The organism is Enterobacter sp. Tr-810 (genome assembly GCF_011752765.1).
Taxonomy (GTDB): Bacteria; Pseudomonadota; Gammaproteobacteria; order Enterobacterales; family Enterobacteriaceae; genus Enterobacter; species Enterobacter soli.
On sequence record NZ_VWWW01000006.1, the window covers coordinates 168,269 to 191,758 of the forward strand.

General features: G+C 52.5%; 26 protein-coding genes and 1 tRNA gene. 9 read left to right on the plus strand and 18 right to left on the minus strand.

The window, feature by feature from the left end; translation table 11 throughout:
• Positions 1-272: 272 nt before the first annotated feature.
• Entirely contained in the window at positions 273-1,619 is a 1,347-nt protein-coding gene (gene argG, locus F3J30_RS17360) for an argininosuccinate synthase (protein ID WP_166718032.1), read from the plus strand.
• A gap of 136 nt (positions 1,620-1,755) precedes the next feature.
• Here argG and F3J30_RS17365 read toward each other — a convergent pair.
• The 6 genes from F3J30_RS17365 to rlmE form a co-directional block, all read right to left on the minus strand.
• Positions 1,756-1,842, minus strand: a tRNA-Leu gene (locus F3J30_RS17365).
• A 13-nt stretch (positions 1,843-1,855) separates the two neighbouring features.
• The gene (secG, locus tag F3J30_RS17370; protein ID WP_014071905.1) at positions 1,856-2,191 is read right to left on the minus strand and encodes a preprotein translocase subunit SecG; all 336 of its coding nucleotides are present in this window, start codon (positions 2,189-2,191) and stop codon (positions 1,856-1,858) included.
• A 222-nt stretch (positions 2,192-2,413) separates the two neighbouring features.
• Complete coding sequence (gene glmM, locus F3J30_RS17375) at positions 2,414-3,751, minus strand: phosphoglucosamine mutase (RefSeq protein ID WP_166718033.1); 1,338 nt, start codon at positions 3,749-3,751, stop codon at positions 2,414-2,416.
• A complete protein-coding gene (gene folP / locus F3J30_RS17380; RefSeq protein WP_014071929.1) occupies positions 3,744-4,592 on the minus strand; it encodes a dihydropteroate synthase in 849 nt (282 codons plus the stop codon). The genes glmM and folP overlap by 8 nt, the downstream gene beginning before the upstream one ends.
• Positions 4,593-4,690: 98 nt before the next feature.
• Complete coding sequence (gene ftsH, locus F3J30_RS17385; RefSeq protein ID WP_041162135.1) at positions 4,691-6,625, minus strand: ATP-dependent zinc metalloprotease FtsH; 1,935 nt, start codon at positions 6,623-6,625, stop codon at positions 4,691-4,693.
• Between the two features lie 102 nt (positions 6,626-6,727).
• The gene (rlmE, locus tag F3J30_RS17390) at positions 6,728-7,354 is read right to left on the minus strand and encodes a 23S rRNA (uridine(2552)-2'-O)-methyltransferase RlmE (protein ID WP_014071931.1); all 627 of its coding nucleotides are present in this window, start codon (positions 7,352-7,354) and stop codon (positions 6,728-6,730) included.
• A 127-nt stretch (positions 7,355-7,481) separates the two neighbouring features.
• Between rlmE and yhbY the strand changes: the two genes are divergently transcribed.
• A complete protein-coding gene (gene yhbY / locus F3J30_RS17395) occupies positions 7,482-7,775 on the plus strand; it encodes a ribosome assembly RNA-binding protein YhbY (protein ID WP_003861814.1) in 294 nt (97 codons plus the stop codon).
• 151 nt (positions 7,776-7,926) lie between these two features.
• Here yhbY and greA read toward each other — a convergent pair whose 3' ends face one another.
• Complete coding sequence (greA, locus tag F3J30_RS17400) at positions 7,927-8,403, minus strand: transcription elongation factor GreA (protein ID WP_014071932.1); 477 nt, start codon at positions 8,401-8,403, stop codon at positions 7,927-7,929.
• A gap of 247 nt (positions 8,404-8,650) precedes the next feature.
• Here greA and dacB point away from each other — a divergent pair, with 247 nt between their 5' ends.
• From dacB to pmrB, 3 genes are read left to right on the plus strand one after another with little or no spacing between them, the layout of a single operon-like run.
• Positions 8,651-10,084: a serine-type D-Ala-D-Ala carboxypeptidase gene (gene dacB / locus F3J30_RS17405; protein WP_014071933.1), complete on the plus strand. Its 1,434-nt coding sequence runs from the start codon at positions 8,651-8,653 to the stop codon at positions 10,082-10,084.
• A 2-nt stretch (positions 10,085-10,086) separates the two neighbouring features.
• Positions 10,087-10,749 (plus strand): two-component system response regulator PmrA, encoded by a 663-nt coding sequence (pmrA, locus tag F3J30_RS17410; protein WP_166718034.1) that lies wholly within the window; start codon positions 10,087-10,089, stop codon positions 10,747-10,749.
• Positions 10,746-11,789 carry a two-component system sensor histidine kinase PmrB gene (pmrB, locus tag F3J30_RS17415; protein ID WP_166718035.1) on the plus strand — a complete coding sequence of 348 codons (1,044 nt, stop codon included), beginning with the start codon at positions 10,746-10,748 and terminating at the stop codon, positions 11,787-11,789. Before pmrA ends, pmrB begins: the two co-directional genes overlap by 4 nt.
• Before the next feature lie 36 nt (positions 11,790-11,825).
• Here pmrB and cgtA read toward each other — a convergent pair whose 3' ends face one another.
• From cgtA to rplU, 4 genes are all read right to left on the minus strand, one after another.
• Positions 11,826-13,001, minus strand: a complete 1,176-nt coding sequence (cgtA, locus tag F3J30_RS17420) for an Obg family GTPase CgtA (protein ID WP_014071936.1) — start codon at positions 12,999-13,001, stop codon at positions 11,826-11,828.
• Positions 13,002-13,016: 15 nt separating this feature from the next.
• Positions 13,017-13,985 carry a DMT family transporter gene (locus F3J30_RS17425; RefSeq protein ID WP_166718036.1) on the minus strand — a complete coding sequence of 323 codons (969 nt, stop codon included), beginning with the start codon at positions 13,983-13,985 and terminating at the stop codon, positions 13,017-13,019.
• A gap of 95 nt (positions 13,986-14,080) precedes the next feature.
• Positions 14,081-14,338, minus strand: coding sequence for a 50S ribosomal protein L27 (gene rpmA, locus F3J30_RS17430; protein WP_004385076.1), 258 nt, complete (start codon positions 14,336-14,338; stop codon positions 14,081-14,083).
• 19 nt (positions 14,339-14,357) lie between these two features.
• A complete protein-coding gene (rplU, locus tag F3J30_RS17435; RefSeq protein ID WP_003025032.1) occupies positions 14,358-14,669 on the minus strand; it encodes a 50S ribosomal protein L21 in 312 nt (103 codons plus the stop codon).
• Between the two features lie 257 nt (positions 14,670-14,926).
• On the opposite strand from rplU, the gene ispB reads away from it, so the two are divergent.
• Together ispB and sfsB are read left to right on the plus strand one after the other, a co-directional pair.
• Entirely contained in the window at positions 14,927-15,898 is a 972-nt protein-coding gene (gene ispB, locus F3J30_RS17440; RefSeq protein ID WP_166718037.1) for an octaprenyl diphosphate synthase, read from the plus strand.
• A gap of 228 nt (positions 15,899-16,126) precedes the next feature.
• Complete coding sequence (gene sfsB / locus F3J30_RS17445) at positions 16,127-16,414, plus strand: DNA-binding transcriptional regulator SfsB (protein WP_014071939.1); 288 nt, start codon at positions 16,127-16,129, stop codon at positions 16,412-16,414.
• 63 nt (positions 16,415-16,477) lie between these two features.
• Here sfsB and murA read toward each other — a convergent pair whose 3' ends face one another.
• The 7 genes from murA to mlaF form a co-directional block, all read right to left on the minus strand.
• The gene (murA, locus tag F3J30_RS17450) at positions 16,478-17,737 is read right to left on the minus strand and encodes a UDP-N-acetylglucosamine 1-carboxyvinyltransferase (RefSeq protein ID WP_014071940.1); all 1,260 of its coding nucleotides are present in this window, start codon (positions 17,735-17,737) and stop codon (positions 16,478-16,480) included.
• Positions 17,738-17,788: 51 nt separating this feature from the next.
• On the minus strand, positions 17,789-18,043 hold the full coding sequence (gene ibaG, locus F3J30_RS17455; protein WP_014071941.1) for a BolA family iron metabolism protein IbaG: 255 nt from the start codon (positions 18,041-18,043) through the stop codon (positions 17,789-17,791).
• Positions 18,044-18,169: 126 nt separating this feature from the next.
• A complete protein-coding gene (gene mlaB / locus F3J30_RS17460) occupies positions 18,170-18,463 on the minus strand; it encodes a lipid asymmetry maintenance protein MlaB (RefSeq protein WP_014071942.1) in 294 nt (97 codons plus the stop codon).
• Entirely contained in the window at positions 18,463-19,098 is a 636-nt protein-coding gene (gene mlaC, locus F3J30_RS17465) for a phospholipid-binding protein MlaC (protein ID WP_014071943.1), read from the minus strand. Before mlaC ends, mlaB begins: the two co-directional genes overlap by 1 nt.
• A gap of 3 nt (positions 19,099-19,101) precedes the next feature.
• Entirely contained in the window at positions 19,102-19,668 is a 567-nt protein-coding gene (gene mlaD / locus F3J30_RS17470; protein ID WP_014071944.1) for an outer membrane lipid asymmetry maintenance protein MlaD, read from the minus strand.
• Between the two features lie 4 nt (positions 19,669-19,672).
• Positions 19,673-20,455 (minus strand): lipid asymmetry maintenance ABC transporter permease subunit MlaE, encoded by a 783-nt coding sequence (gene mlaE / locus F3J30_RS17475; protein WP_014071945.1) that lies wholly within the window; start codon positions 20,453-20,455, stop codon positions 19,673-19,675.
• Positions 20,456-20,462: 7 nt separating this feature from the next.
• Positions 20,463-21,275: a phospholipid ABC transporter ATP-binding protein MlaF gene (gene mlaF, locus F3J30_RS17480; RefSeq protein ID WP_014071946.1), complete on the minus strand. Its 813-nt coding sequence runs from the start codon at positions 21,273-21,275 to the stop codon at positions 20,463-20,465.
• A gap of 227 nt (positions 21,276-21,502) precedes the next feature.
• Here mlaF and F3J30_RS17485 point away from each other — a divergent pair, with 227 nt between their 5' ends.
• Positions 21,503-22,480 carry a calcium/sodium antiporter gene (locus F3J30_RS17485; protein WP_014071947.1) on the plus strand — a complete coding sequence of 326 codons (978 nt, stop codon included), beginning with the start codon at positions 21,503-21,505 and terminating at the stop codon, positions 22,478-22,480.
• A gap of 13 nt (positions 22,481-22,493) precedes the next feature.
• Positions 22,494-23,480, plus strand: a complete 987-nt coding sequence (kdsD, locus tag F3J30_RS17490; protein WP_014071948.1) for an arabinose-5-phosphate isomerase KdsD — start codon at positions 22,494-22,496, stop codon at positions 23,478-23,480.
• Positions 23,481-23,490: the final 10 nt, after the last annotated feature.

The window sequence follows — 23,490 nt, forward strand, 5'->3', positions numbered from 1 at the left end:
GGGACGTAAAATCGGCGTTCAGTATATTGATAGTTAACCCTGCCTGTCAACCCTGCTCGCTATGCGTTTTGCTGAATACGCCATTGCGCACTATTCTGTTCTGGCATCCTAGCGACAACTGGCTTGCAGCGAGGGAAATTTTTACAAAAAGCACATGAATCTCTTCCGGTCATCGGCAAAAGATGATTAAATGAAAACTCACTTATTTTGCATAATCATGCAATGAGAGCGAAAGCGGTCTCTAATCAGTCAATCAAGCAGGGTTTTATTTTATGACGACGATTCTCAAGCATCTTCCGGTAGGACAACGTATAGGCATCGCCTTCTCCGGCGGTCTGGATACCAGCGCTGCACTGCTGTGGATGCGCCAAAAGGGAGCGGTTCCTTATGCATATACTGCGAACCTCGGTCAGCCAGATGAGGAAGATTATGATGCGATCCCTCGTCGTGCCATGGAGTATGGCGCAGAGAACGCACGTCTGATTGACTGCCGTAAGCAACTGGTCGCTGAAGGTATTGCAGCTATTCAGTGCGGCGCATTCCATAACACCACTGGCGGCCTGACCTATTTCAACACCACTCCGCTGGGTCGTGCTGTTACCGGCACCATGCTGGTTGCGGCGATGAAAGAAGATGGCGTGAACATCTGGGGTGATGGCAGCACCTATAAAGGCAACGATATTGAGCGTTTCTATCGTTATGGCCTGCTGACCAACGCCGAACTGCAAATTTATAAGCCGTGGCTGGATACTGACTTTATCGATGAACTGGGCGGTCGTCATGAAATGTCCGAGTTTATGATCGCCTGCGGCTTTGACTACAAAATGTCTGTCGAGAAAGCCTACTCCACCGACTCCAACATGCTGGGCGCGACGCACGAAGCGAAAGACCTGGAATTCCTGAACTCCAGCGTAAAAATCGTTAACCCAATCATGGGCGTGAAATTCTGGGATGAGAATGTAAAAATCCAGTCAGAAGAAGTGACCGTACGCTTTGAGCGCGGCCACCCGGTAGCGCTGAACGGCCAGACCTTTGCTGATGATGTGGAACTGATGCTGGAAGCTAACCGCATTGGCGGCCGTCACGGTCTGGGTATGAGCGATCAGATTGAAAACCGTATCATTGAAGCGAAAAGCCGTGGCATCTACGAAGCCCCGGGAATGGCGCTGTTGCATATCGCTTACGAACGTCTGCTTACCGGTATTCATAACGAAGATACCATCGAGCAGTATCACTCTCATGGCCGTCAGCTGGGTAAACTGCTGTATCAGGGTCGCTGGTTCGATCCACAGGCACTGATGCTGCGTGATTCCCTGCAACGTTGGGTGGCAAGCGCAATCACCGGTGAAGTTACGCTGGAACTGCGTCGTGGTAACGACTACTCAATCCTGAACACCGTGTCTGACAACCTGACTTACAAAGCTGAACGTCTGACCATGGAAAAAGGCGAGTCTGTGTTCTCTCCTGATGACCGTATTGGCCAGCTGACCATGCGTAATCTGGACATTACAGATACCCGCGAGAAGCTGTTCAACTATATTGAAAATGGCCTGCTTTCCGCAAACTCCGGTAACGGCCTGCCGCAGGTTGAGAACCTGGAACACAGCGACAAGAAGTAATCGCTGACCAGAATTGCAAAAGGCGCCCGATGGGCGCCTTTTTTATGGCCTTCGCTTACCCGCCCTACAAAAGATCGGAGACACAGAATGTACAGACGAAAAAAAGACGTCTTTCGACGTCTTTCTTCTGGAATATTGGTACCGAGGATGGGACTCGAACCCACAAGCCCGTTAGGGCACTACCACCTCAAGGTAGCGTGTCTACCAATTCCACCACCTCGGTACGGATACTGCTGTTAGTGCGGGATATCGCTGGTCGGCTTAGCCGGTTCAGCTGGCTGAGTAGTCTGCTCAGTTTTCGCTGGCGCACTCAGATTTTCCCACTCGCTTCCTTTACTGGTCTTGTTGCTGTTGATATTGCCCAGCGCCAGACTGATGATGAAGAACAGCGTAGCCAGAATCGCCGTTGTACGGGTCATGAAGTTCGCAGAACCACTTGAACCAAACAGCGTACCGGAAGCGCCTGCTCCGAAGGAGGCTCCCATATCAGCGCCTTTACCTTGCTGCAGCATGATCAGCGCTACGAGAGCGATGGCTACAATAAGGAAAATAACTAAAAGAGCTTCGTACATAATCAACCTGTTCCTTGCGGATTTGCCGCATACCAATGCTTCGACCAATTAGCAGGATTTTGTTTCCCACTGAAGCGGGTGTGAATACTAACCAAAGCGAATGACCTTCGCAAGGGCATTTTCGACGCATTGTATCAACTGCGGAAAAAAACAGCAAAACACCATTAATTGCACAAAACAAGGGCGGCAAGCGCCGCCTTTTTAAACACTTAACATGATAGGCTATGCAGCTTTTACGGCATCCGCAATACGGTGCGCAAATTCGGTCACCTGCGCTTCGTCCTCACCTTCTACCATCACGCGAATCAAAGGTTCAGTTCCGGACTTACGCAGCAGTACGCGTCCACGGCTGCCCAGAGCCGCTTCAACATCCGCCATCACCGCTTTCACATTTTCATTTTCCAGCGGGTCGCCTTTGCCAGCAGTGAAACGTACGTTTACCAGGATCTGCGGGAACATTTTCATACCGCTGCACAGATCGTGCAGGCTCATATGGTTACGCACCATTGCCGCAACAATCTGGAGCCCCGCGACAATACCGTCACCGGTCGTTGTTTTGTCGAGCAGAATAACGTGACCTGAGTTTTCAGCCCCGATACGCCAGCCTTTCTCCTGGAGTTTTTCCAGCACATAGCGGTCGCCCACTTTGGCGCGAACAAACGGAATACCCAGCTGTTTCAGTGCCAGCTCAAGGCCCATGTTGCTCATCAGCGTTCCTACTGCGCCACCGCGTAACTGGCCCTGACGCAGCGCTTCACGCGCAATGATATAGAGGATCTGATCGCCATCGACCTTATTCCCTTCGTGGTCGACCATAATGACACGGTCGCCATCACCGTCCAGCGCGATACCGAGATCCGCTTTTTCTGCCAGAACACGAGCCTGGAGGGCGCGAACATCCGTTGCACCGACTTCTTCGTTAATATTCAGACCATCGGGTTCACAACCAATGGTGATCACTTTCGCACCCAGCTCGCGGAAAACATTCGGCGCAATGTGGTAGGTCGCACCGTTTGCGCAGTCCACAACAATCTTCAGATGGCCCAGGCTCAGTTCATTCGGAAATGTGCCTTTGCAGAACTCAATATAGCGACCGGCAGCATCAACGATGCGGCTGGCTTTACCCAGCTCAGCAGAGTCGACGCAGGTGATCTCTTTTTCCATTTCAGCTTCGATCGCTTCTTCAACTTCGTCCGGGAGCTTAGTGCCGTCGATGGAGAAGAATTTGATGCCGTTGTCATAAAACGGATTGTGGGAGGCAGAAATAACAATTCCGGCTTCAGCACGGAAGGCGCGCGTCAGGTATGCAACGGCAGGCGTTGGCATTGGCCCCGTGAAAGACGCGGACAACCCCGCAGCAGCCAGGCCGGCTTCCAGGGCTGATTCCAGCATGTAGCCTGAAATACGGGTATCTTTACCGATAATGATTTTACGGGAACCATGACGCGCCAGCACCTTGCCTGCCGCCCAGCCCAGTTTCAGAACAAAGTCGGGAGTGATTGGAGCATCGCCTACGCGCCCACGGATGCCATCGGTACCAAAATATTTACGATTACTCATAGCGTTTATTTTCCTTCGCCGCCAGTGTGGCTTCAACCACACGCATGGCTTCTACTGTCTCTTTGACGTCATGGACGCGAATAATGTGCGCGCCTTGCATCGCTGCAATCACCGCGCAAGCCAGGCTGCCACTCAGACGTTCGCTCGGCCCTACATTCAGTAACTGCCCAATCATCGATTTTCTCGACATTCCGACCAGCAGCGGCAGTCCGTACTGATGAAACGCGGATAAGCGTGAAAGCAGCTCATAATTATGGGAGAGATTTTTACCGAAACCGAAGCCCGGGTCGAGTATCAATTTCTCTTTTGCGATACCCGCACGTTCACACCGTGCAATATGTTCAATAAAGAAGCGATTCACATCAGCAAACACATCATCGTATTTAGGTGCTTCCTGCATGGTTTTCGGCTGCCCCTGCATATGCATCAGGCAAACCGGTAGGCCGGTTTCTGCGGCGGCTTCCAGCGCACCTGGTTCTGTGAGCGAACGAATATCATTAATAATGTGAGCACCCACTCTCGCCACTTCACGGATAACCTCCGGTTTAGAGGTATCGACAGAGATCCACACTTCAAAACGCTGCGCAATGGCTTCAACCACAGGGACTACGCGCGCCAGCTCTTCTTCAACCGAAACATCTGCCGCACCAGGACGTGTAGACTCCCCACCGACATCAATGATGGTCGCACCCGCATTAATCATCAAGTTAGCGTGTTTAACGGCCTCGATAAGCGTGTTATGCGTGCCACCGTCAGAGAAGGAATCAGGGGTGACATTCAGGATCCCCATCACATGCGGATGTGAAAGATCGAGATGCGAGTCCTGGGCGAAAAGTTTCATGGCGAAATCCCTGGTATTAAAATGGTTTAACAAAAAAGAAAAACCCCGGAGCAAGCTCCAGGGTTTCAGGTACAAACAATATCATCAACAGCAGAGGCTTACTTGTCGCCCAACTGTTCTGACATGGTGTTGCCCGGGTTCGGCGTACGCGGTTCATCAACCGGACGCGGAGCACGTGGGGTGCCATTGTTGTCAGAATTGTTGGAAGCGCCTGGGTCTTCCCAGCCTGCTGGCGGACGCACTTCGCGGCGAGCCATCAGGTCGTCAATCTGCGGAGCATCGATAGTCTCATATTTCATGAGCGCGTCTTTCATCGAATGCAGAATATCCAGATTGTCGTTCAGGATTTCACGAGCACGACCGTAGTTGCGTTCAATCAGTGCTTTCACTTCCTGATCGATGATACGTGCAGTCTCATCGGACATATGTTTCGCTTTCGCAACCGAGCGGCCCAGGAATACTTCACCCTCTTCCTCTGCATACAGCAGCGGACCGAGTTTGTCGGAGAAGCCCCACTGAGTCACCATGTTACGCGCCAGGTTAGTCGCGACTTTAATGTCGTTAGACGCACCGGTAGAAACATGTTCTGCACCGTAGATAATCTCTTCTGCCAGACGACCGCCGTACAGGGTCGAAATCTGGCTTTCCAGTTTCTGACGGCTGGCGCTGATCGCATCACCTTCCGGCAGGAAGAATGTTACGCCCAGAGCGCGACCACGAGGAATAATCGTCACTTTATGCACCGGATCGTGTTCCGGTACCAGGCGACCGATAATCGCATGGCCTGCTTCGTGGTATGCCGTGGACTCTTTCTGCGCTTCCGTCATCACCATGGAGCGGCGTTCCGCACCCATCATGATTTTGTCTTTCGCTTTTTCGAATTCCACCATGGACACCACGCGCTTGTTGCCGCGAGCAGCAAACAGTGCAGCTTCGTTGACCAGGTTCGCCAGATCCGCACCGGAGAAGCCCGGAGTACCACGCGCAATGATTGCTGCGTCGATATCTGGCGCCAGCGGTACGCGACGCATGTGAACTTTCAGAATCTGTTCACGGCCGCGAACATCCGGCAGACCAACCACAACCTGACGGTCGAAACGGCCTGGACGCAGCAGCGCTGGGTCAAGTACGTCTGGGCGGTTAGTTGCTGCGATAACGATAATACCTTCGTTACCTTCAAAGCCGTCCATCTCAACCAGCATCTGGTTCAGCGTCTGTTCACGTTCATCGTGACCGCCACCCAGGCCTGCGCCACGCTGGCGGCCTACGGCGTCGATTTCATCGATGAAGATAATGCACGGCGCTGCCTTCTTGGCCTGCTCGAACATGTCACGCACACGAGATGCACCAACACCCACGAACATTTCAACGAAGTCAGAACCTGAAATAGTAAAGAACGGCACCTTCGCTTCACCCGCAATGGCTTTTGCCAGCAGGGTTTTACCGGTACCAGGAGGCCCCACCATCAGAACGCCTTTCGGGATCTTACCGCCCAGTTTCTGGAAACGGCTCGGCTCACGAAGGTATTCTACCAGCTCACCCACCTCTTCTTTCGCTTCGTCACAACCAGCGACATCCGCAAACGTGGTCTTGATCTGGTCTTCCGTTAGCATACGCGCCTTGCTCTTACCGAACGACATGGCACCTTTGCCACCGCCGCCCTGCATCTGGCGCATAAAGAAGATCCAGACGCCAATAAGAAGCAGCATCGGGAACCAGGAGATGAAGATAGAAGCCAGCAGGCTTGGTTCTTCTGGCGGCTCGCCTACCACCTTGACGTTTTTGGTCAGAAGGTTATCAAGCAGCTTAGGATCGTTCACCGGGATGTAGGTCGTGTAACGGTTACTATCTTTCTTGGTAACGTTGATCTCACGTCCGTTGATACGCGCTTCGCGAACCTGGTCCTGATTGACCTCTTGCAGGAAGGTAGAATAATCCACCTTGCGGCCATTCGACTCGCTGGGCCCAAAGCTCTGGAATACTGACATCAGCACAACGGCAATGACCAGCCAGAGTATTAGGTTTTTCGCCATGTCACTCAAGGGATTAACCTCACATTACAACTGTGTTAAAAACAGCGTCAGGATACTCAATATTCAGCTTCATTCAAACTTTCGTTTGAAATCCACCGGTTATCATTTTCGCCCGGTCGCTACAATATACACTTCTCGGGAGCGAGCCCGGGAAGAGTCCGGCTTACGAACTTTGACCTTCGCAAACAGGGAGCGAATTTCCTTAAGGTACTCCTCGAAACCTTCGCCCTGAAACACCTTCACAACAAAACTACCACCAGGCGCTAGAACATCACGACACATTTCTAACGCTAGCTCCACCAGATACATGGCACGGGGGATATCCACCGCCGGTGTTCCGCACATATTTGGTGCCATATCGGACATGACAACCTGGACCTTACTATCACCTACACGATCAAGTAACGCTTTCAGCACTAATTCATCACGAAAGTCGCCCTGAAGGAAGTCCACACCGACAATTGGATCCATTGGTAAAAGATCACATGCGATGATTCGGCCCGTACCGCCTATCTGCGTTACCGCATACTGGGACCATCCGCCAGGTGCCGCACCGAGGTCGACAACCGTCATTCCCGGTTTAAAAAGTTTGTCACTTTGCTGTATTTCATCAAGTTTAAACCAGGCGCGGGATCGCAACCCCTTTTTCTGCGCCTGAAGAACATATTTATCGCTAAAGTGTTCCTGAAGCCAGCGGCTGGAACTGGCAGAACGCTTTTTACCTGTCATTTAACATTTCCGTCTTGGTTCATCGTTGCTTGCCTGTGACGTAAATTTCTACGCAGCTATTTGGCGATATTAGGGAGATGGCGGTAGAATGAACCGTTTTCAATCCCAACGTAAGCAAAAATATACGATGAATCTGAGTACTAAACAAAAACAGCACCTTAAAGGTCTGGCACATCCGCTCAAGCCTGTAGTCATGCTTGGCAACAATGGTTTGACCGAAGGGGTGCTTGCCGAGATTGAACAAGCGCTGGAACACCACGAGCTGATCAAGGTGAAAATCGCCTCTGAAGACAGAGACACTAAAAACCTGATCGTGGAAGCCATCGTGCGCGAAACCGGCGCCTGTAATGTACAGGTCATCGGTAAAACGCTGGTGCTCTATCGCCCATCTAAAGAGCGTAAAATCTCGCTGCCACGCTAAGAATATCCTGAATCGAACACATTTTCTGTGTAAAACGAGGGATTTCTGTCAGCAGGTGAGCAAAATGCCACGCTCCTTGAGTTGATAAAAGGCCGCTATGCGGCCTTTTTCCTTTCTTTACAATGTATCAACATCTTAGCGGAGATGCGAATTACAGGTACTCAACCTTGATAATTTCGTATTCCACTTCGCCACCCGGCGTACGGATGTTAACAACATCATCCTGCTCTTTACCGATCAGGCCACGCGCAATCGGCGAGTTCACAGAGATCAGGTTCTGTTTAAAATCAGCCTCATCATCACCCACTATGCGATAAGTCTGTTCTTCTTCGGTGTCCAGGTTCAGTACATTGACGGTAGCACCAAAGATAACGCGGCCATTGTTTGGCATCTTAGTGATATCGATAACCTGCGCATTAGACAGCTTAGCTTCGATATCTTTAATACGCCCTTCACAGAAGCCCTGCTGCTCACGCGCGGCGTGGTATTCAGCATTCTCTTTCAGGTCGCCATGCTCACGCGCATCCGCGATAGCGGCGATGATTTCAGGGCGACGGACAGATTTCAGGAAATCCAGCTCTTCGCGCAGTTTTTCGGCACCACGTAAGGTCATCGGAATAGCTTGCATTTGTTATACCTCTTAAACATTCCTGTTGGGAGCGACATTACCCGCCCCGCCCCTGTGCCCACGTTAGTCATGACCATGAGCGGGCCAGAAGCAAAAAGAAAACCGACCCGGAAGCAAAGCCCAGGTCAGCAGCAATTTTTCAATTTGATACGTATTTTACCGCGAAGTTCACTATGGGTCATCGTTTACTTTGCAGGGGGTTGCGCCGTAGTATGGCGGTTTGTTTCCGGGTTGTTAGCGCGAGATTATGCGATTTTCCAGATTTATCATCGGATTGACTACCAGTTTAACGTTCGCCGTCCAGGCCGCGAATGTTGATGAGTACATTAATCAGCTGCCCGCAGGTGCTAACCTTGCACTGATCGTGCAAAAGGTCGGGGCTCAGACGCCTGATATTGACTATCACAGTCAGCAAATGGCGCTGCCTGCCAGTACCCAGAAGGTTATCACTGGACTTGCCGCCCTACTTCAGCTTGGCCCTGACTTTCGCTTTACCACAACGCTTGAAAGCAAAGGTAATGTCGATGGCGGCGTGCTGAAAGGTGACCTGATCGCCCGATTTGGCGGCGATCCTACGCTGAAACGCCAGGATATTCGCAACATGGTTGCGGTGCTCAAGAAATCCGGCGTCCAGAAGATTGAAGGCAACGTACTGATCGACACCTCCATTTTTGCCAGCCATGATAAAGCCCCAGGCTGGCCCTGGAACGACATGACGCAGTGCTTTAGCGCCCCGCCAGCGGCGGCCATTGTTGATCGTAACTGCTTCTCTGTGTCGCTCTATAGCGCCCCAAAACCAGACGATTTAGCGTTTATCCGCGTGGCGTCATATTACCCGGTGACAATGTTTAGCCAGGTTCGCACGCTGGCAAAAGGCTCGCCGGATGCGCAGTATTGCGAGCTCGACGTTGTACCAGGGGATCTTAACCGCTTCACGCTTACCGGCTGCCTGACGCAACGTGCAGACCCTCTTCCGCTGGCTTTCGCGATTCAGGATGGTGCCAGCTATGCCGGAGCCATTATCAAAGACGAGCTGAAGCAGGCAGGAATTACCTACACCGGAACGCTGCTGCGCCAGACGCAGGTCAATCAGCCCGGCACGGTGATCGCCAGCAAGCAGTCTGCGCCGCTTCACGACTTACTGAAAATCATGCTGAAAAAATCAGACAACATGATTGCTGATACCGTTTTCAGAATGATTGGTCATGCCCGTTTCGGCGTTCCAGGCACCTGGCGTGCGGGTTCCGATGCGGTTCGTCAGATCTTGCGTCAACAGGCCGGTGTTGATCTGGGTAATACCATCGCCGTCGACGGTTCCGGGTTATCACGCCATAACTTGATCTCCCCTGCAACAATGATGCAAGTACTTCAGTACATTGCACAACATGACTCTGAGCTAAACTTTATTTCGATGCTGCCCCTCGCCGGGCACGATGGTTCACTTCAGTACCGCGCCGGGCTTCACGCCGCTGGCGTAGATGGCAAAGTCTCAGCCAAAACAGGTTCACTGCAAGGGGTATACAACCTTGCCGGTTTTATCACCACCGCCAGCGGACAACGCATGGCATTCGTGCAGTACCTCTCCGGCTACGCTGTTGAACCGGCCGATCAGCGCAATCGTCGTATTCCGCTGGTTCGGTTTGAGAGCCGGCTTTACAAAGACATCTACCAGAATAATTAGTGATGAAATTACTTATTGTTGAAGACGATCTGTTATTGCAGGAAGGACTGTCACTGGCGCTGGCTAACGAAGGCTATGCGCTGGACTGCGCAGCGACCGCAGCTGAAGCGGATTCCTTGATCCAAAGTGGTGAATACAGCCTGGTGATCCTCGATTTAGGGTTACCCGATAAAGACGGCGCAACGCTGCTGAGTCAGTGGCGCCGCCGGGGTATTTCAAACCCGGTCCTGATCCTCACCGCCCGTGATTCCCTGGAAGACAGGATCAACGGTCTCGACTCTGGCGCAGATGATTATCTGGTTAAACCTTTTGCCCTCGCCGAACTTCAGGCGCGGGCGCGGGCGCTTATCCGCCGCTATCAGGGTCACAGCGATAACCTGCTGACGGATGGCGACATAACGCTGAACCTGCAAACACAACAGGTACTGCGTAGTGCACAGCCCGTTGAGGTCACGCCTAAAGAGTTTGCGCTGCTGACGCGCCTTATTATGCGAAGCGGCCAGACAGTACACCGGGAAACGCTCCAGCAAGACATCTACTCCTGGCAGGATGATCCTGGTTCAAACACGCTTGAAGTGCATATCCATAATTTGCGCCGTAAGCTTGGTAAAGACAGGATCAAAACCGTGCGCGGCGTGGGCTATCGGCTGGAGAGCCAGAAATGAACAGTATGCGTCGGCGACTGATGATACTGCTGGCGGTTATTTTGTTATTTTTCCAGCTGATAAGCGTGGTCTGGCTGTGGCATGAGAGCCGTGAACAGATTAGCTTTCTGGTCAGTGAGACGTTATCTGCTAAAGCGCGAAACAACCATGTTGAAAAAGAGATCCGTGAAGCCATTGCCTCGCTGCTGGTGCCATCTCTGGTCATGGTCAGCTTTACTCTGCTTTTCTCTTTCTGGGCAGTGACCTGGATAACACGGCCGCTGAATCAGCTGCGCGACAGCCTGGCCAACCGCTCGGCGGATAATCTCACACCACTGCCTATGTATTCCGATATGGAAGAGATTGGCGCGGTCACCACATCACTCAATCAACTGCTCGCCCGTCTGGACCATACCATTCAGCAGGAGCGGCTATTCACCGCAGACGCGGCCCATGAGTTACGTACCCCGCTTGCAGGGATAAGGTTGCACCTGGAGCTGATGGCTCAGGCGGGCTCTGCACAGGCGAAGACCTTAATTAGCCGCATCGATCAACTGATGCACACGGTAGAGCAATTGCTGATGCTGGCCCGGGCCGGGCAGGCGATGGCCAGTGGACACTACGACACCCTCGTCTGGACGGAGAATATAATCGCGCCACTCGGGCTTGAGCATGAAGCCAAAGAACATAAGGTGATTTGGCCGGAGAAAAGTCCTCTGACCGTGCAGGGCGATGCCGTTCTGTTGCGTCTGATGCTCAGAAACCTGCTGGAGAATGCTGCGCGCTATAGCCCAACAGGAACGACGATTACGGTCAGAGTCACGCAGCAAGACGATGGTACTGAGGTAAGCGTTATCGATCAGGGACCGGGTATCGATGAGGCACACCGGCAATCGATCACCGAACCTTTCCGCCGTCTTGATCAGCGTTACGGAGGAAGTGGCCTGGGGCTGAGCATCGTCCAGCGTATTGTTCAGCTCCACCACGGCAAACTGACGCTTGAGAATGGTCCGGAAGGCGGCTTGATCGCCAGCTGCTGGTTACCTTCAGTGCTGAGCTAAAAAAAAGCCCCCTTTGCAGGGGGCTTGTTACAGAGATTAGTGCTTGTAGATGAACTCGACGCCTTCTTCGTCGTCTTCATCCCAGTCATCGTCCCAGTCTTCATCATCGTCTTCCGCTTCCAGCTCTTCGAGCTGTTGACGGTGGTAGTCATCCCACATGAATTCGACTTTTTCAGGCTGCTTCATTTCTTCCGCAGGAGCAATTGGGTTTTCGATGATAAAGGTCATCACATCCCAGCAGAGATCTTTCACGCCAACCTGGCTTGCAGCAGAGATCAGGTAGTATTTATCTTCCCAACCCATCGCTTCTGCGATCGCTTTGGCTTTCGCTTCAGCTTCCGCTTTATCCATCAGGTCGACCTTGTTGAAGACCAGCCAGCGCGGCTTACCTGCGAGTTTTTCGCTGTATTTTTCCAGTTCGCCGACGATGATACGGGCGTTTTCAACCGGATCGGATTCATCGATAGGGTTAATATCAACAATGTGCAGCAGTACACGGCAGCGCTCAAGGTGTTTCAGGAAGCGAATGCCCAGTCCAGCGCCTTCTGCAGCACCCTCAATCAACCCCGGGATATCGGCAACCACGAAGCTCTTCTCGTGGTCCATGCGGACAACGCCCAGGCTTGGTACCAGCGTGGTAAACGGATAATCCGCCACTTTTGGCTTGGCGGCAGACACCGCACGGATGAAGGTCGATTTACCGGCGTTCGGCATCCCCAGCATCCCTACGTCTGCCAGCAGCATCAGTTCCAGCTGCAGTTCACGCGTATCACCCGGTGTACCCATGGTTTTCTGACGTGGCGCACGGTTAACAGATGATTTAAAACGGCTGTTACCCAGACCGTGCCAACCACCTTTCGCAACCAGCAGGCGCTGACCGTGTTTGGTCATGTCGCCCATGGTTTCACCCGTGCCCTGATCGATAACACGCGTACCGACTGGAACCTTAATGTTGACGTCTTTACCACGCTTACCGGTACAGTCACGGCTCTGGCCATTCTGGCCACGCTCTGCGCGGAAAGATTTTTCGAAACGGTAGTCGATCAGCGTGTTGAGGTTCTCATCTGCCTCTAACCACACGTCACCACCATCACCACCGTCGCCGCCATCAGGGCCGCCACGTGGAATATATTTTTCACGGCGGAAGCTTACACAACCGTTACCGCCATCACCTGCCACGACCAGAATCGTAGCTTCATCAACAAACTTCATTTTACTCTCCGTAACTCATTCGCCTGAGCGGGGGACTTCTACTACTACCGCTTCATTTTTGCGCCAACGTCCCCAAAGACGATGACCAATGGCGGAATACATCGCGCCCGCAACCACGACAAACGCACCGAGATAACCCAACAAGTTGAGCATCGGCTTGACGAAGACATCGGGCCAGGCCATTGATAACAAATCTGAAAATAACAGCGTAAACAGCGGGGTCAGCGTGATCAACGCGCTCACCTGTGCTGCCTGCCAACGCGCCATCGCTTCGGCGAGCGCGCCATAACCGACCAGCGTATTCAAGCCACAAAAAATGAGGCACGCCAGTTGCCAGTCACTAAGCTGGGTGATCACACCCGGCTTTGCTAACGGCAGCAATGCTATTGTACACAAAGTGTACAGCAAAAGGAGGATCTGCTGTGAGGCAAGACGACGCAATAACACCTTTTGCGCGACGCCGTAGCTCACCCAGACCGTTGCTGCACCCACGCCAAAAATGACACCCCAGGTGTAATCCGTCAGCCGGGTAAAAATCTCAATCAGGTTGGTGTTGAAAAACATCACCAGACCGCACAGCAGCATACTCGCCCCGATAATCTGCGTACCACGCATCTTCTCTTTCAGGATAAAGACGCTGGCGACCATCATGCCTACCGGTGAAAGTTGACCAATCACCTGCGATGCCGTGGGGCTAAGATATTGCAGAGAAGAGCTGAACAGGATGAAGTTACCGAACAAGCCTCCCGTCGCGATAGCCAGCAACACCAACCAACGCGGTTTACGGAAGATGCGCAGAGGCGGGAGTTTACCTTTAATCGCAAGGATTGCACCAAGGCCAATGCTTGCCATCAGGAAGCGATAGAACACCACCGTGGGCGGTTCCATGACCTCCAGTACCTGCTTCATTGCAATTGGCAATGCACCCCAACACATTGCGGTGGTGAGCGCCAAAAGAATACCAATGCCGGCCTGCTGCTTCATGCCCGTTTTCCCTACAGAAAAATTACCGGGTTTCCAATGTAAAAAGCCCCGCAACAGGGTGCGGGGCTTTAATCCGTTACCGGACCGAGAAAACCTTACTCAGCAACGATGCTGATGTATTTACGGTTGTTCGGGCCTTTAACTTCAAATTTCACTTTACCGTCTGCTTTAGCAAACAGAGTGTGGTCACGACCGCAACCTACGTTGTTGCCAGCGTGGAATTTGGTACCACGTTGACGAACGATGATGCTACCCGCCAGAACGGATTCGCCACCGAAACGCTTAACGCCCAGGCGTTTAGCTTCTGAATCGCGACCGTTACGTGTGGAGCCGCCAGCCTTTTTATGTGCCATTTAAATCTCTCCTCAGGTCTTAGGCGCTGATGCCAGTAATTTTCACATCAGTGAACCACTGACGGTGGCCCTGCTGCTTACGGTAGTGCTTACGACGACGAAACTTAACGATTTTAACTTTCTCGCCACGACCGTGTGCAACAACTTCAGCTTTGATAACGCCGCCATCAACGAAAGGAACGCCGATTTTGACTTCTTCACCGTTTGCGATCATCAGAACTTCAGCGAATTCAACAGATTCGCCAGTTGCGATGTCCAGCTTTTCCAGGCGAACGGTCTGACCTTCGCTTACTCGGTGTTGTTTACCACCACTTTGGAAAACCGCGTACATATAAACTCCGCTTCCGCGCACGTCCTCGTATGAATCAGAGTGCGCTATAAATATTCACAATAGGGCGCGAATATTACGCAAAACGCGAGCCTTTGACAAGTGCTACCGTCAATACATGAAGAAAAAAAACACAACACGTACGGTAACGTTTATCTGAGCCGTTTTTTCAGTACAATCAGCATTACTTTTGATAAACCGAAACCCTTCGTTAACCCATTTGATGTGGGATAAACAGGATAAAAAGCCCGGCTTTTGCGATGAATTTAGAAAAAATCAATGAGTTAACCGCGCAAGATATGGCGGGTGTGAATGCAGCAATCCTGGAGCAACTCAACTCTGACGTTCAGCTGATCAATCAGTTGGGCTATTACATCGTCAGTGGCGGCGGCAAACGTATTCGCCCGATGATAGCCATTCTGGCGGCGAGAGCCGTTGGCTATCAGGGAAATGCGCACGTCTCCATCGCGGCACTGATCGAGTTTATTCACACTGCGACCCTACTTCATGACGACGTCGTGGACGAATCAGACATGCGTCGTGGTAAAGCCACGGCAAACGCCGCATTTGGTAACGCTGCCAGCGTTCTGGTGGGGGATTTTATCTATACCCGCGCCTTCCAGATGATGACCCACCTGGGATCGCTGAAAGTGCTGGAAGTGATGTCTGAAGCCGTGAACGTCATTGCCGAAGGTGAAGTGCTGCAACTGATGAACGTCAACGATCCTGACATCACCGAAGAAAACTACATGCGCGTGATTTACAGTAAAACGGCGCGTTTGTTTGAAGCGGCAGCACAGTGTTCTGGCATTCTGGCAGGATGTTCAGAGGCTCAGGAGCGCGGATTACAGGACTATGGCCGCTATCTTGGCACTGCATTTCAGCTGATTGACGATTTACTGGACTACAGCGCAGATGGCGAAACGCTCGGTAAAAATGTCGGCGATGACCTGAACGAAGGCAAACCAACCCTGCCGCTGCTCCATGCTATGCGCAATGGTTCTCCGGAGCAGGCCCAAATGATCCGTGAAGCGATCGAGCAGGGAAATGGTCGACATCTTCTGGAACCTGTACTGGAAACAATGGCTATCTGCGGTTCCCTTGACTGGACGCGCCAGCGTGCAGAGGAAGAGGCGGATAAAGCCATTGAAGCGCTTCAGGTCATCCCAGACAGCCCATGGCGTGATGCCCTAATCGGCCTTGCCCACATCGCTGTCCAGCGCGATCGTTAATACGTCATCTTTCCCCGTGCACTTCACGGGGATATTCCAATAAGCGCCTGTAAACTCCATGTTCATGTTAAAAAACCAGCTTACAGGCCGCATGAATAAAGCTATGTCTTATTCTGAATGTTGCTTCCGGTAATGCGAACCTTTTAGAACGAATGTTTGAAGAAGGTATAGTAACGCAGTCATTTCAAGAGAACTGACTCGGACGAATACGCATACAAGGACAGCACTATGGATATGAAATTTATCGACTGGCACTCGGCCGATATTATTGCGGCACTCCGCAAAAAAGGGACATCGCTGGCAGCAGAATCGCGTCGCAGCGGATTGAGCTCCTCTACGCTGGCAAATGCACTGACCCGCCCATGGCCAAAGGGGGAGTTAATCATTGCAACCGCTCTGGAAACCGATCCGTGGATAATCTGGCCATCGCGTTACCACGATCCCATCACACACGAATTTATCGACAGAACACGCATGATGCGCCAGAAAAAATGCAAGCAAGAGGATCAGAACTGACGCTCTGGTTTTGACAGGAACAGCAACCCCCCGGCCATCTCTGGCAGGGGGCTGCCGGAACGATTACTCGCCCTTCACACGCTCGATGTTGGCACCCAGCGCGCGCAGTTTGTCTTCGATACGCTCATAGCCACGATCGATGTGATAAATACGATCGACAACCGTTGTACCTTCAGCAATACAACCCGCCAGAACCAGGCTCGCAGACGCGCGAAGATCGGTTGCCATCACCTGTGCACCAGACAGTTTCTCAACGCCATGGCAAATCACGGTGTTGCTTTCGATTTCTGCATGTGCGCCCATACGGATCAGTTCCGGTACGTGCATAAAGCGGTTTTCGAAGATAGTTTCGGTGATAACACCTGTCCCTTCAGCCACCAGGTTCAGCAGGGTGAACTGCGCCTGCATATCGGTCGGGAATGCCGGATGTGGAGCAGTGCGAACGGTAACGGCTTTAGGACGCTTACCGTGCATGTCCAGGCTAATCCAGTCTTCACCCACTTCGATGTCAGCACCTGCTTCACGCAGCTTCGCCAGCACGGCATCCAGCGTATCAGGCTGAGCGTTACGGCAAACAATTTTGCCGCCAGAAATGGCTGCTGCGACCAGGAAAGTACCTGTTTCGATACGGTCTGGCAGCACGCGGTAAACACCGCCGCCCAGACGCTCAACGCCTTCGATGGTGATGCGGTCAGTACCCTGCCCCGTGATTTTCGCACCCAGTGCGACGAGGAAGTTTGCGGTATCAACGATTTCCGGCTCACGCGCGGCGTTTTCGATGATAGTGGTGCCTTCTGCCAGCGTGGCCGCAGACATAATGGTCACCGTTGCGCCGACACTCACTTTGTCCATGACAATGTGCGCGCCCTTCAGGCGACCGTTTACAGAAGCTTTGACGTAACCTTCTTCCAGCTTGATCTCTGCACCCAGTTTTTCCAGGCCAAAGATGTGCAGGTCAACCGGACGTGCGCCGATTGCGCAACCACCCGGCAGAGAAACCTGACCCTGACCAAAACGCGCCACCAGCGGGCCTAACGCCCAGATGGATGCACGCATGGTTTTTACCAGGTCGTACGGTGCAGAAAAGTTATTTACGTTGCTGGCATCAATCCAGACGGAGCCGTTACGCTCAACTTTAGTGCCCAGCTGGCCGAGCAGCTTCATGGTCGTGTCGATATCTTTCAGCTTCGGTACGTTCTGGATCTCTACCGGCTCTTCTGCGAGCAGCGCTGCAAAGAGGATTGGCAGTGCAGCGTTTTTTGCGCCAGAAATTGTGACTTCGCCCTGGAGGCGCGTCGGCCCCTGCACACGAAATTTATCCATGATTTTGCTCTCTTATAAATTCAACCGTGCCGCGGGCCTGTGGCCCTCAGCTCAAAAACCGTTTAGTTTGCGATCGCGAGCCCACTCTTGTGGGGTGAACGCTTTAATCGACAGGGCGTGGATGCGGTTATCCGCAATGTATTCCATCAGCGGCGCGTACACAGCCTGCTGTTTCTTCACGCGGCTCATTCCGTCGAAGATCTCACCCACAGCAATAACCTGGAAGTGACTGCCATCGCCAGAGACGTGGGCTTCCTGAAGGGAGAGTGCATTCATCAGCACTGCCTGGATTTCATTATTTTCCATGGGTTCTACATCATCTGATAGTGAAAACAAGCCCAACATCTTAGAGCAAAGTGACGTTGTCTTAAACAAGCAAAAAGCCCCAACGATGAAACAGTCGGGGCTTTCAGAATTAACGCTTTGAAAATATTAACGAGGTAATACGTCTTCCGGCAAATTGTAGAGCTGCGCAAGGGTCATCACATTATCGCTGGCACCCGCCAGTGCAACCGTGTTCCCCTGCTTTTTGCCTGCCGCGACAAGATGCACTAACAGGGCGATACCTGCCGTATCCACGCGTGAAACTCCGCTCAAATCAATCAGCGTCACACCTTTCATGGCCTCGTTGCGAGCATCCCATAACGGGTTCAGCAAATCCTGATCAAGCTCGCCAGACAACAACAACGTCTCACCTTCGCGCGACCAGCTCAGTTGCTGTTGCATTACTTTTTCTCGTCCAGGGAAATTTTCTGACGCGAGATGGACTGCAACTGCGCAGTCAGGCCATCGATGCCTTTGGTACGCAGCAGGTCGCTCCATTCGTTTTGCTTGGTGGTGATCATGCTCACCCCTTCCGCAATCATGTCATACGCCTGCCAGTTACCTGTCTGGGAGTTTTTACGCCACTGGAAGTCCAGGCGAACCGGTGGGCGACCATTAGGATCAAGAATGGTCACACGAATTGGCACAATGGTCGCATCGCCCAGAGGCTGTTCTGGCGCGATTTGATAGGTTTGGCCGTGATACATTGCCAGCGCCTGACCGTAAGCCTGTTTCAGGTACTCACGGAAGGCAGCAAAGTACGCATCACGCTGCGCAGGCGTCGCATCTTTGTAGTAACGACCCAGCACAAGGGCGCCCGCATATTTAATCTGCACATAAGGCAGCAGTTCCTGATCAACCACGTCACGCAGATAATCCGGGTTAGCACGAATTTTAGATTGTTCGTTTTTAAGACGATCGAAGGTCTTTTTCGCGGCCTCATCCATCTGTTTGTACGGATTACTCATATCGGCAGCATGTGCTGCGGTCAGAGGGGCAATCACCAGCATGGCAACCATTAACAGTCGTTTAAACATGAATTACTTCTCCTGAGATGAATTCGTCGCGTCTGGGGCTGGCGCGGCGTCAGTATGGCCTTCACTCTGTGCTGGCGCACCGTCAGTTTTCTTATCGTCACCGCCTTTACTGCTGTAAAGGAACTGACCAATCATATCTTCCAGCACCATGGCTGATTTCGTATCCTGAATTACGCTACCGTCTTTAAGGATAGTCGTTCCCAGCTCAGGATCTTCAAAGCCAATGTTAAGTGCCAGGTATTGTTCACCTAACAGGCCGGAGGTGCGAATCGACAGTGAACTGGTATCCGGGATATGGTTGTAACGCTCTTCGATATCCATCGCGACACGCGGCAGATAGGTTTTCTCGTCCAGAGTGATATCCGCCACGCGGCCAATAACCACACCGCCAACACGCACCGGTGAGCGCGCTTTCAGGCCACCGATGTTATCGAAGGTTGCATAGATGCGATATGTCGGTTCGGTGCGGATAGAGGTGATATCCGCAGCTCTCAGACAGATGAACAGCGCAGCCAGCAGTGCCAGCAACAGAAACACGCCGACCCAAATTTCATTTTTTCTCGTTTGCATGAACTCAATTCCCAAACATCAGTGCGGTGAGCACAAAATCCAGACCCAGTACGGCCAGCGACGAATGTACGACAGTACGTGTAGTTGCACGGCTAATGCCCGCCGACGTCGGGATGGCATCGTAACCGTTGAACAACGCAATCCAGGTGACCGTAATAGCAAATACCACGCTCTTAATCAGACAGTTAACCAGGTCCATCCGCAGGTCGATAGCATCCTGCATGGCAGACCAAAAGAACCCGGCATCAATCCCTTTCCAGTGTACGCCCACCAGCGAGCCCCCCCAGATCCCGACCGCGACGAACAGGATAGTGAGCAGCGGCAGTGAAATCACGCCCGCCCAGAAACGTGGGGAAATCACACGGCGCAGAGGATCGACCGCCATCATCTCCATACTGGATAACTGCTCGGTGGCACGCATCAGGCCAATTTCAGCGGTTAACGCTGACCCGGCACGCCCGGCAAACAGGAGCGCGGCAACAACCGGGCCCAATTCGCGCAGCAGCGAGAGCGCCACCAGCATCCCGAGACTGGTTTCTGCACTGTAGGTTGTGAGCACAAGATAGCCCTGCAACCCAAGCACCATGCCAATAAACAGGCCAGAAACGATGATAATGACCATCGACAAAACGCCGACATTATAGAGCTGTCGCACCAGCAAAGGTGCGTGCTTACGGAATTCCGGTTTGCCAACCAGCGCATTGAATAACATCAATCCGGCACGCCCGAACGTCCTGATGGTTTTTACGCCACGGTGTCCCAGAGCGGCCAACGCATTTAACAGCATGAGTGGCTTAACTCCCTATTCCCAATAAATCGTCACGATAGTCGCCCGATGGATAGCGGAACGGCACCGGGCCGTCTGCGATACCATCCAGGAACTGCCGTACTCGCGGATCGCAATTATCCTGTAGTGCCTGAGCACCACCGTGCGCGACGATCCTTTTGTCTGCCACAATATAGGCGTAATCAGCGATGCTCAGCACTTCTGGAACATCGTGAGAAACCACGATACAGGTGACGCCGAGCGCACTGTTCAGTTCAGAGATTAACTTCACCAGAACGCCCATGGTGATAGGGTCCTGCCCGACAAAGGGTTCGTCGAACATGATTAAATCGGGTTCTAACGCAATGGCACGTGCCAGTGCGGCACGGCGCGCCATCCCACCAGAAAGCTCTGACGGCATCAATTTAGCCGCCCCACGAAGGCCAACGGCCTCGAGTTTCATCATGACCGTACTTTTCAATAATTCATACGGCAAATGGGTGTGCTCGCGCAGCGGGTAGGCCACGTTATCAAAGACATTCATATCGGTGAATAATGCCCCTGACTGAAAGAGCATACTCATGCGCTTGCGGACAGTATACAAGCGCGAACGCGACATCTCCGGGACGTTCTCTCCGTCAAAGAGGATTTCGCCGCTATCCGGCGGAATTTGCCCACCGATAAGACGCAACAGGGTCGTTTTACCAATTCCCGACGGCCCCATAATGGCAGTGATCTTACCACGGGGTACGGTCAGTGAAATATCATCAAATATCAATCGGTTGCCGCGAGAAAAGCTGACACCACGGACATCGACTAAATTCGCCAAATTGGGGCTCATTTATGTTTCCTTTCTTACCCTGATTCACATTAAGCATGACGCTTAAATCAGCCCTAAACTCAACATTTTTACAGAATAATAGCCGTTGAGGTTAGCGAAAGCTGGCATTTGTTTTACTTTTCCGGCGCATAAAGTCAAAATTAGGAATTCGTTACGTCTTAGACTGTATGCAGCACCAAAATTCACGCGCAGTGGACCGGCGAGTATACCTGAAGAAAGGACTTTTGATGCTTTTAGCAACAGCACTGTTAATAATTGGTTTACTTTTGGTGGTCTACAGTGCTGACCGTTTGGTATTCGCTGCATCAATATTGTGCCGACTGATTGGCGTGCCGCCTATCATCATCGGGATGACGGTCGTCAGCGTCGGGACTTCTCTTCCTGAAATAATCGTGTCTGTCTCGGCATCGCTTCATGGCCAGGTCGATCTCGCTATTGGCACGGCCATAGGTTCCAACATCGTCAATATCCTGCTGATTCTTGGCCTGGCTGCACTGTTGCACCCATTTCGCGTGCATTCTGATGTTCTGCGCCGTGAATTGCCGCTAATGTTAATCGTAAGCCTGTTGGCGGGCTGTGTGCTCTATGATGGGGTGCTGAGCTACAGCGACGGCATTTTCTTACTGGCGCTGGCGGTAATTTGGCTGCTGTTTATCGTTAAAATCGCCCGTCAGGCAGAAAAACAGGGCAATGATAGCCTCACGCGTGAGCAGGTGGCAGAACTGCCGCGGGAAGGAACGTTACCGGTCGCGCTTCTTTGGCTTGGCGTGGCGCTCATTATTATGCCAATGGCTACCCGCATGGTAGTGGACAATGCCACCGTGCTGGCGAACGCCTTCGCCATGAGCGAATTAACCATCGGCCTGACCGTGATTGCCATCGGTACCAGCCTGCCGGAACTGGCTACCGCCATTGCGGGCGCGCGTAAGGGTGAGGATGATATCGCGATTGGCAATATCATCGGCTCGAACATTTTCAATATCGCGATCGTGACCGGCTTGCCGGCATTGATATCGCCAGGGCCGTTTAATCCGCTGGCATTTTCGCGCGATTACGGTGTGATGTTGCTGGTCAGCGTTATTTTCGCCCTGCTCTGCTGGCGGCGAAAACGTCAGATTGGCAAAGGCGCAGGCGCGCTGCTGACAGGTGGATTTATCGTATGGATGGCGATGCTGTACTGGCTTTCGCCTCTTCTCTCTGGGTAAACGGAAACGCATTATGTCGCAAATAGAATTGCAGCCGGGTTTTGACTTTCAGAAAGCAGGCAAAGAAGTTCTGGAGATTGAACGTGAAGGTCTGGCGCAGTTAGATCAGTACATTAATCAGGATTTTAGTCTGGCATGTGAGAAGATGTTCTACTGTGCCGGCAAAGTCGTTGTGATGGGGATGGGCAAGTCTGGACATATCGGGCGCAAAATGGCCGCCACGTTCGCCAGTACCGGGACCTCTTCATTCTTTGTTCACCCAGGTGAAGCGGCACACGGCGACCTGGGCATGGTCACGCCGCAGGATGTGGTCATTGCGCTGTCAAATTCCGGTGAATCGAACGAGATCCTGGCGCTGATCCCGGTGTTGAAACGGCTGCACGTCCCGCTGATTTGCATGACCAGCCGCCCGGAAAGCAGCATGGCCCGCGCCGCGGATATTCACCTGTGCGTCAAAGTGCCAAAAGAAGCGTGCCCGTTAGGCCTTGCTCCGACGTCCAGCACCACTGCTGCGCTGGTCATGGGCGATGCGCTTGCAGTGGCATTGCTTGAAGCCCGTGGTTTTACGCCGGAGGATTTCGCGCTTTCTCATCCTGGCGGTGCGCTGGGGCGCAAGTTGCTGCTTCGGGTAAACGACATTATGCATACGGGCGATGAGATCCCGCACGTAAGCAAAGCTGCGTCGCTGCGCGATGCATTACTGGAAATCACCCGCAAAAATCTTGGCATGACGGTCGTTTGCGACGATCTGATGAAGATTCAGGGGATCTTCACCGACGGCGACTTACGTCGCGTATTCGATATGGGCGTGGATGTCCGCACATTAGGCATCGCCGATGTCATGACGCCTGGCGGGATCCGCGTTCGTCCCGGCACCCTGGCGGTGGATGTGCTGAACCTGATGCAGTCCCGCCACATAACCTCAGTGATGGTTGCCGATGGCGACCAACTGCTGGGTGTGGTACATATGCATGATCTTCTACGCGCTGGCGTAGTGTAATGAAGGATAA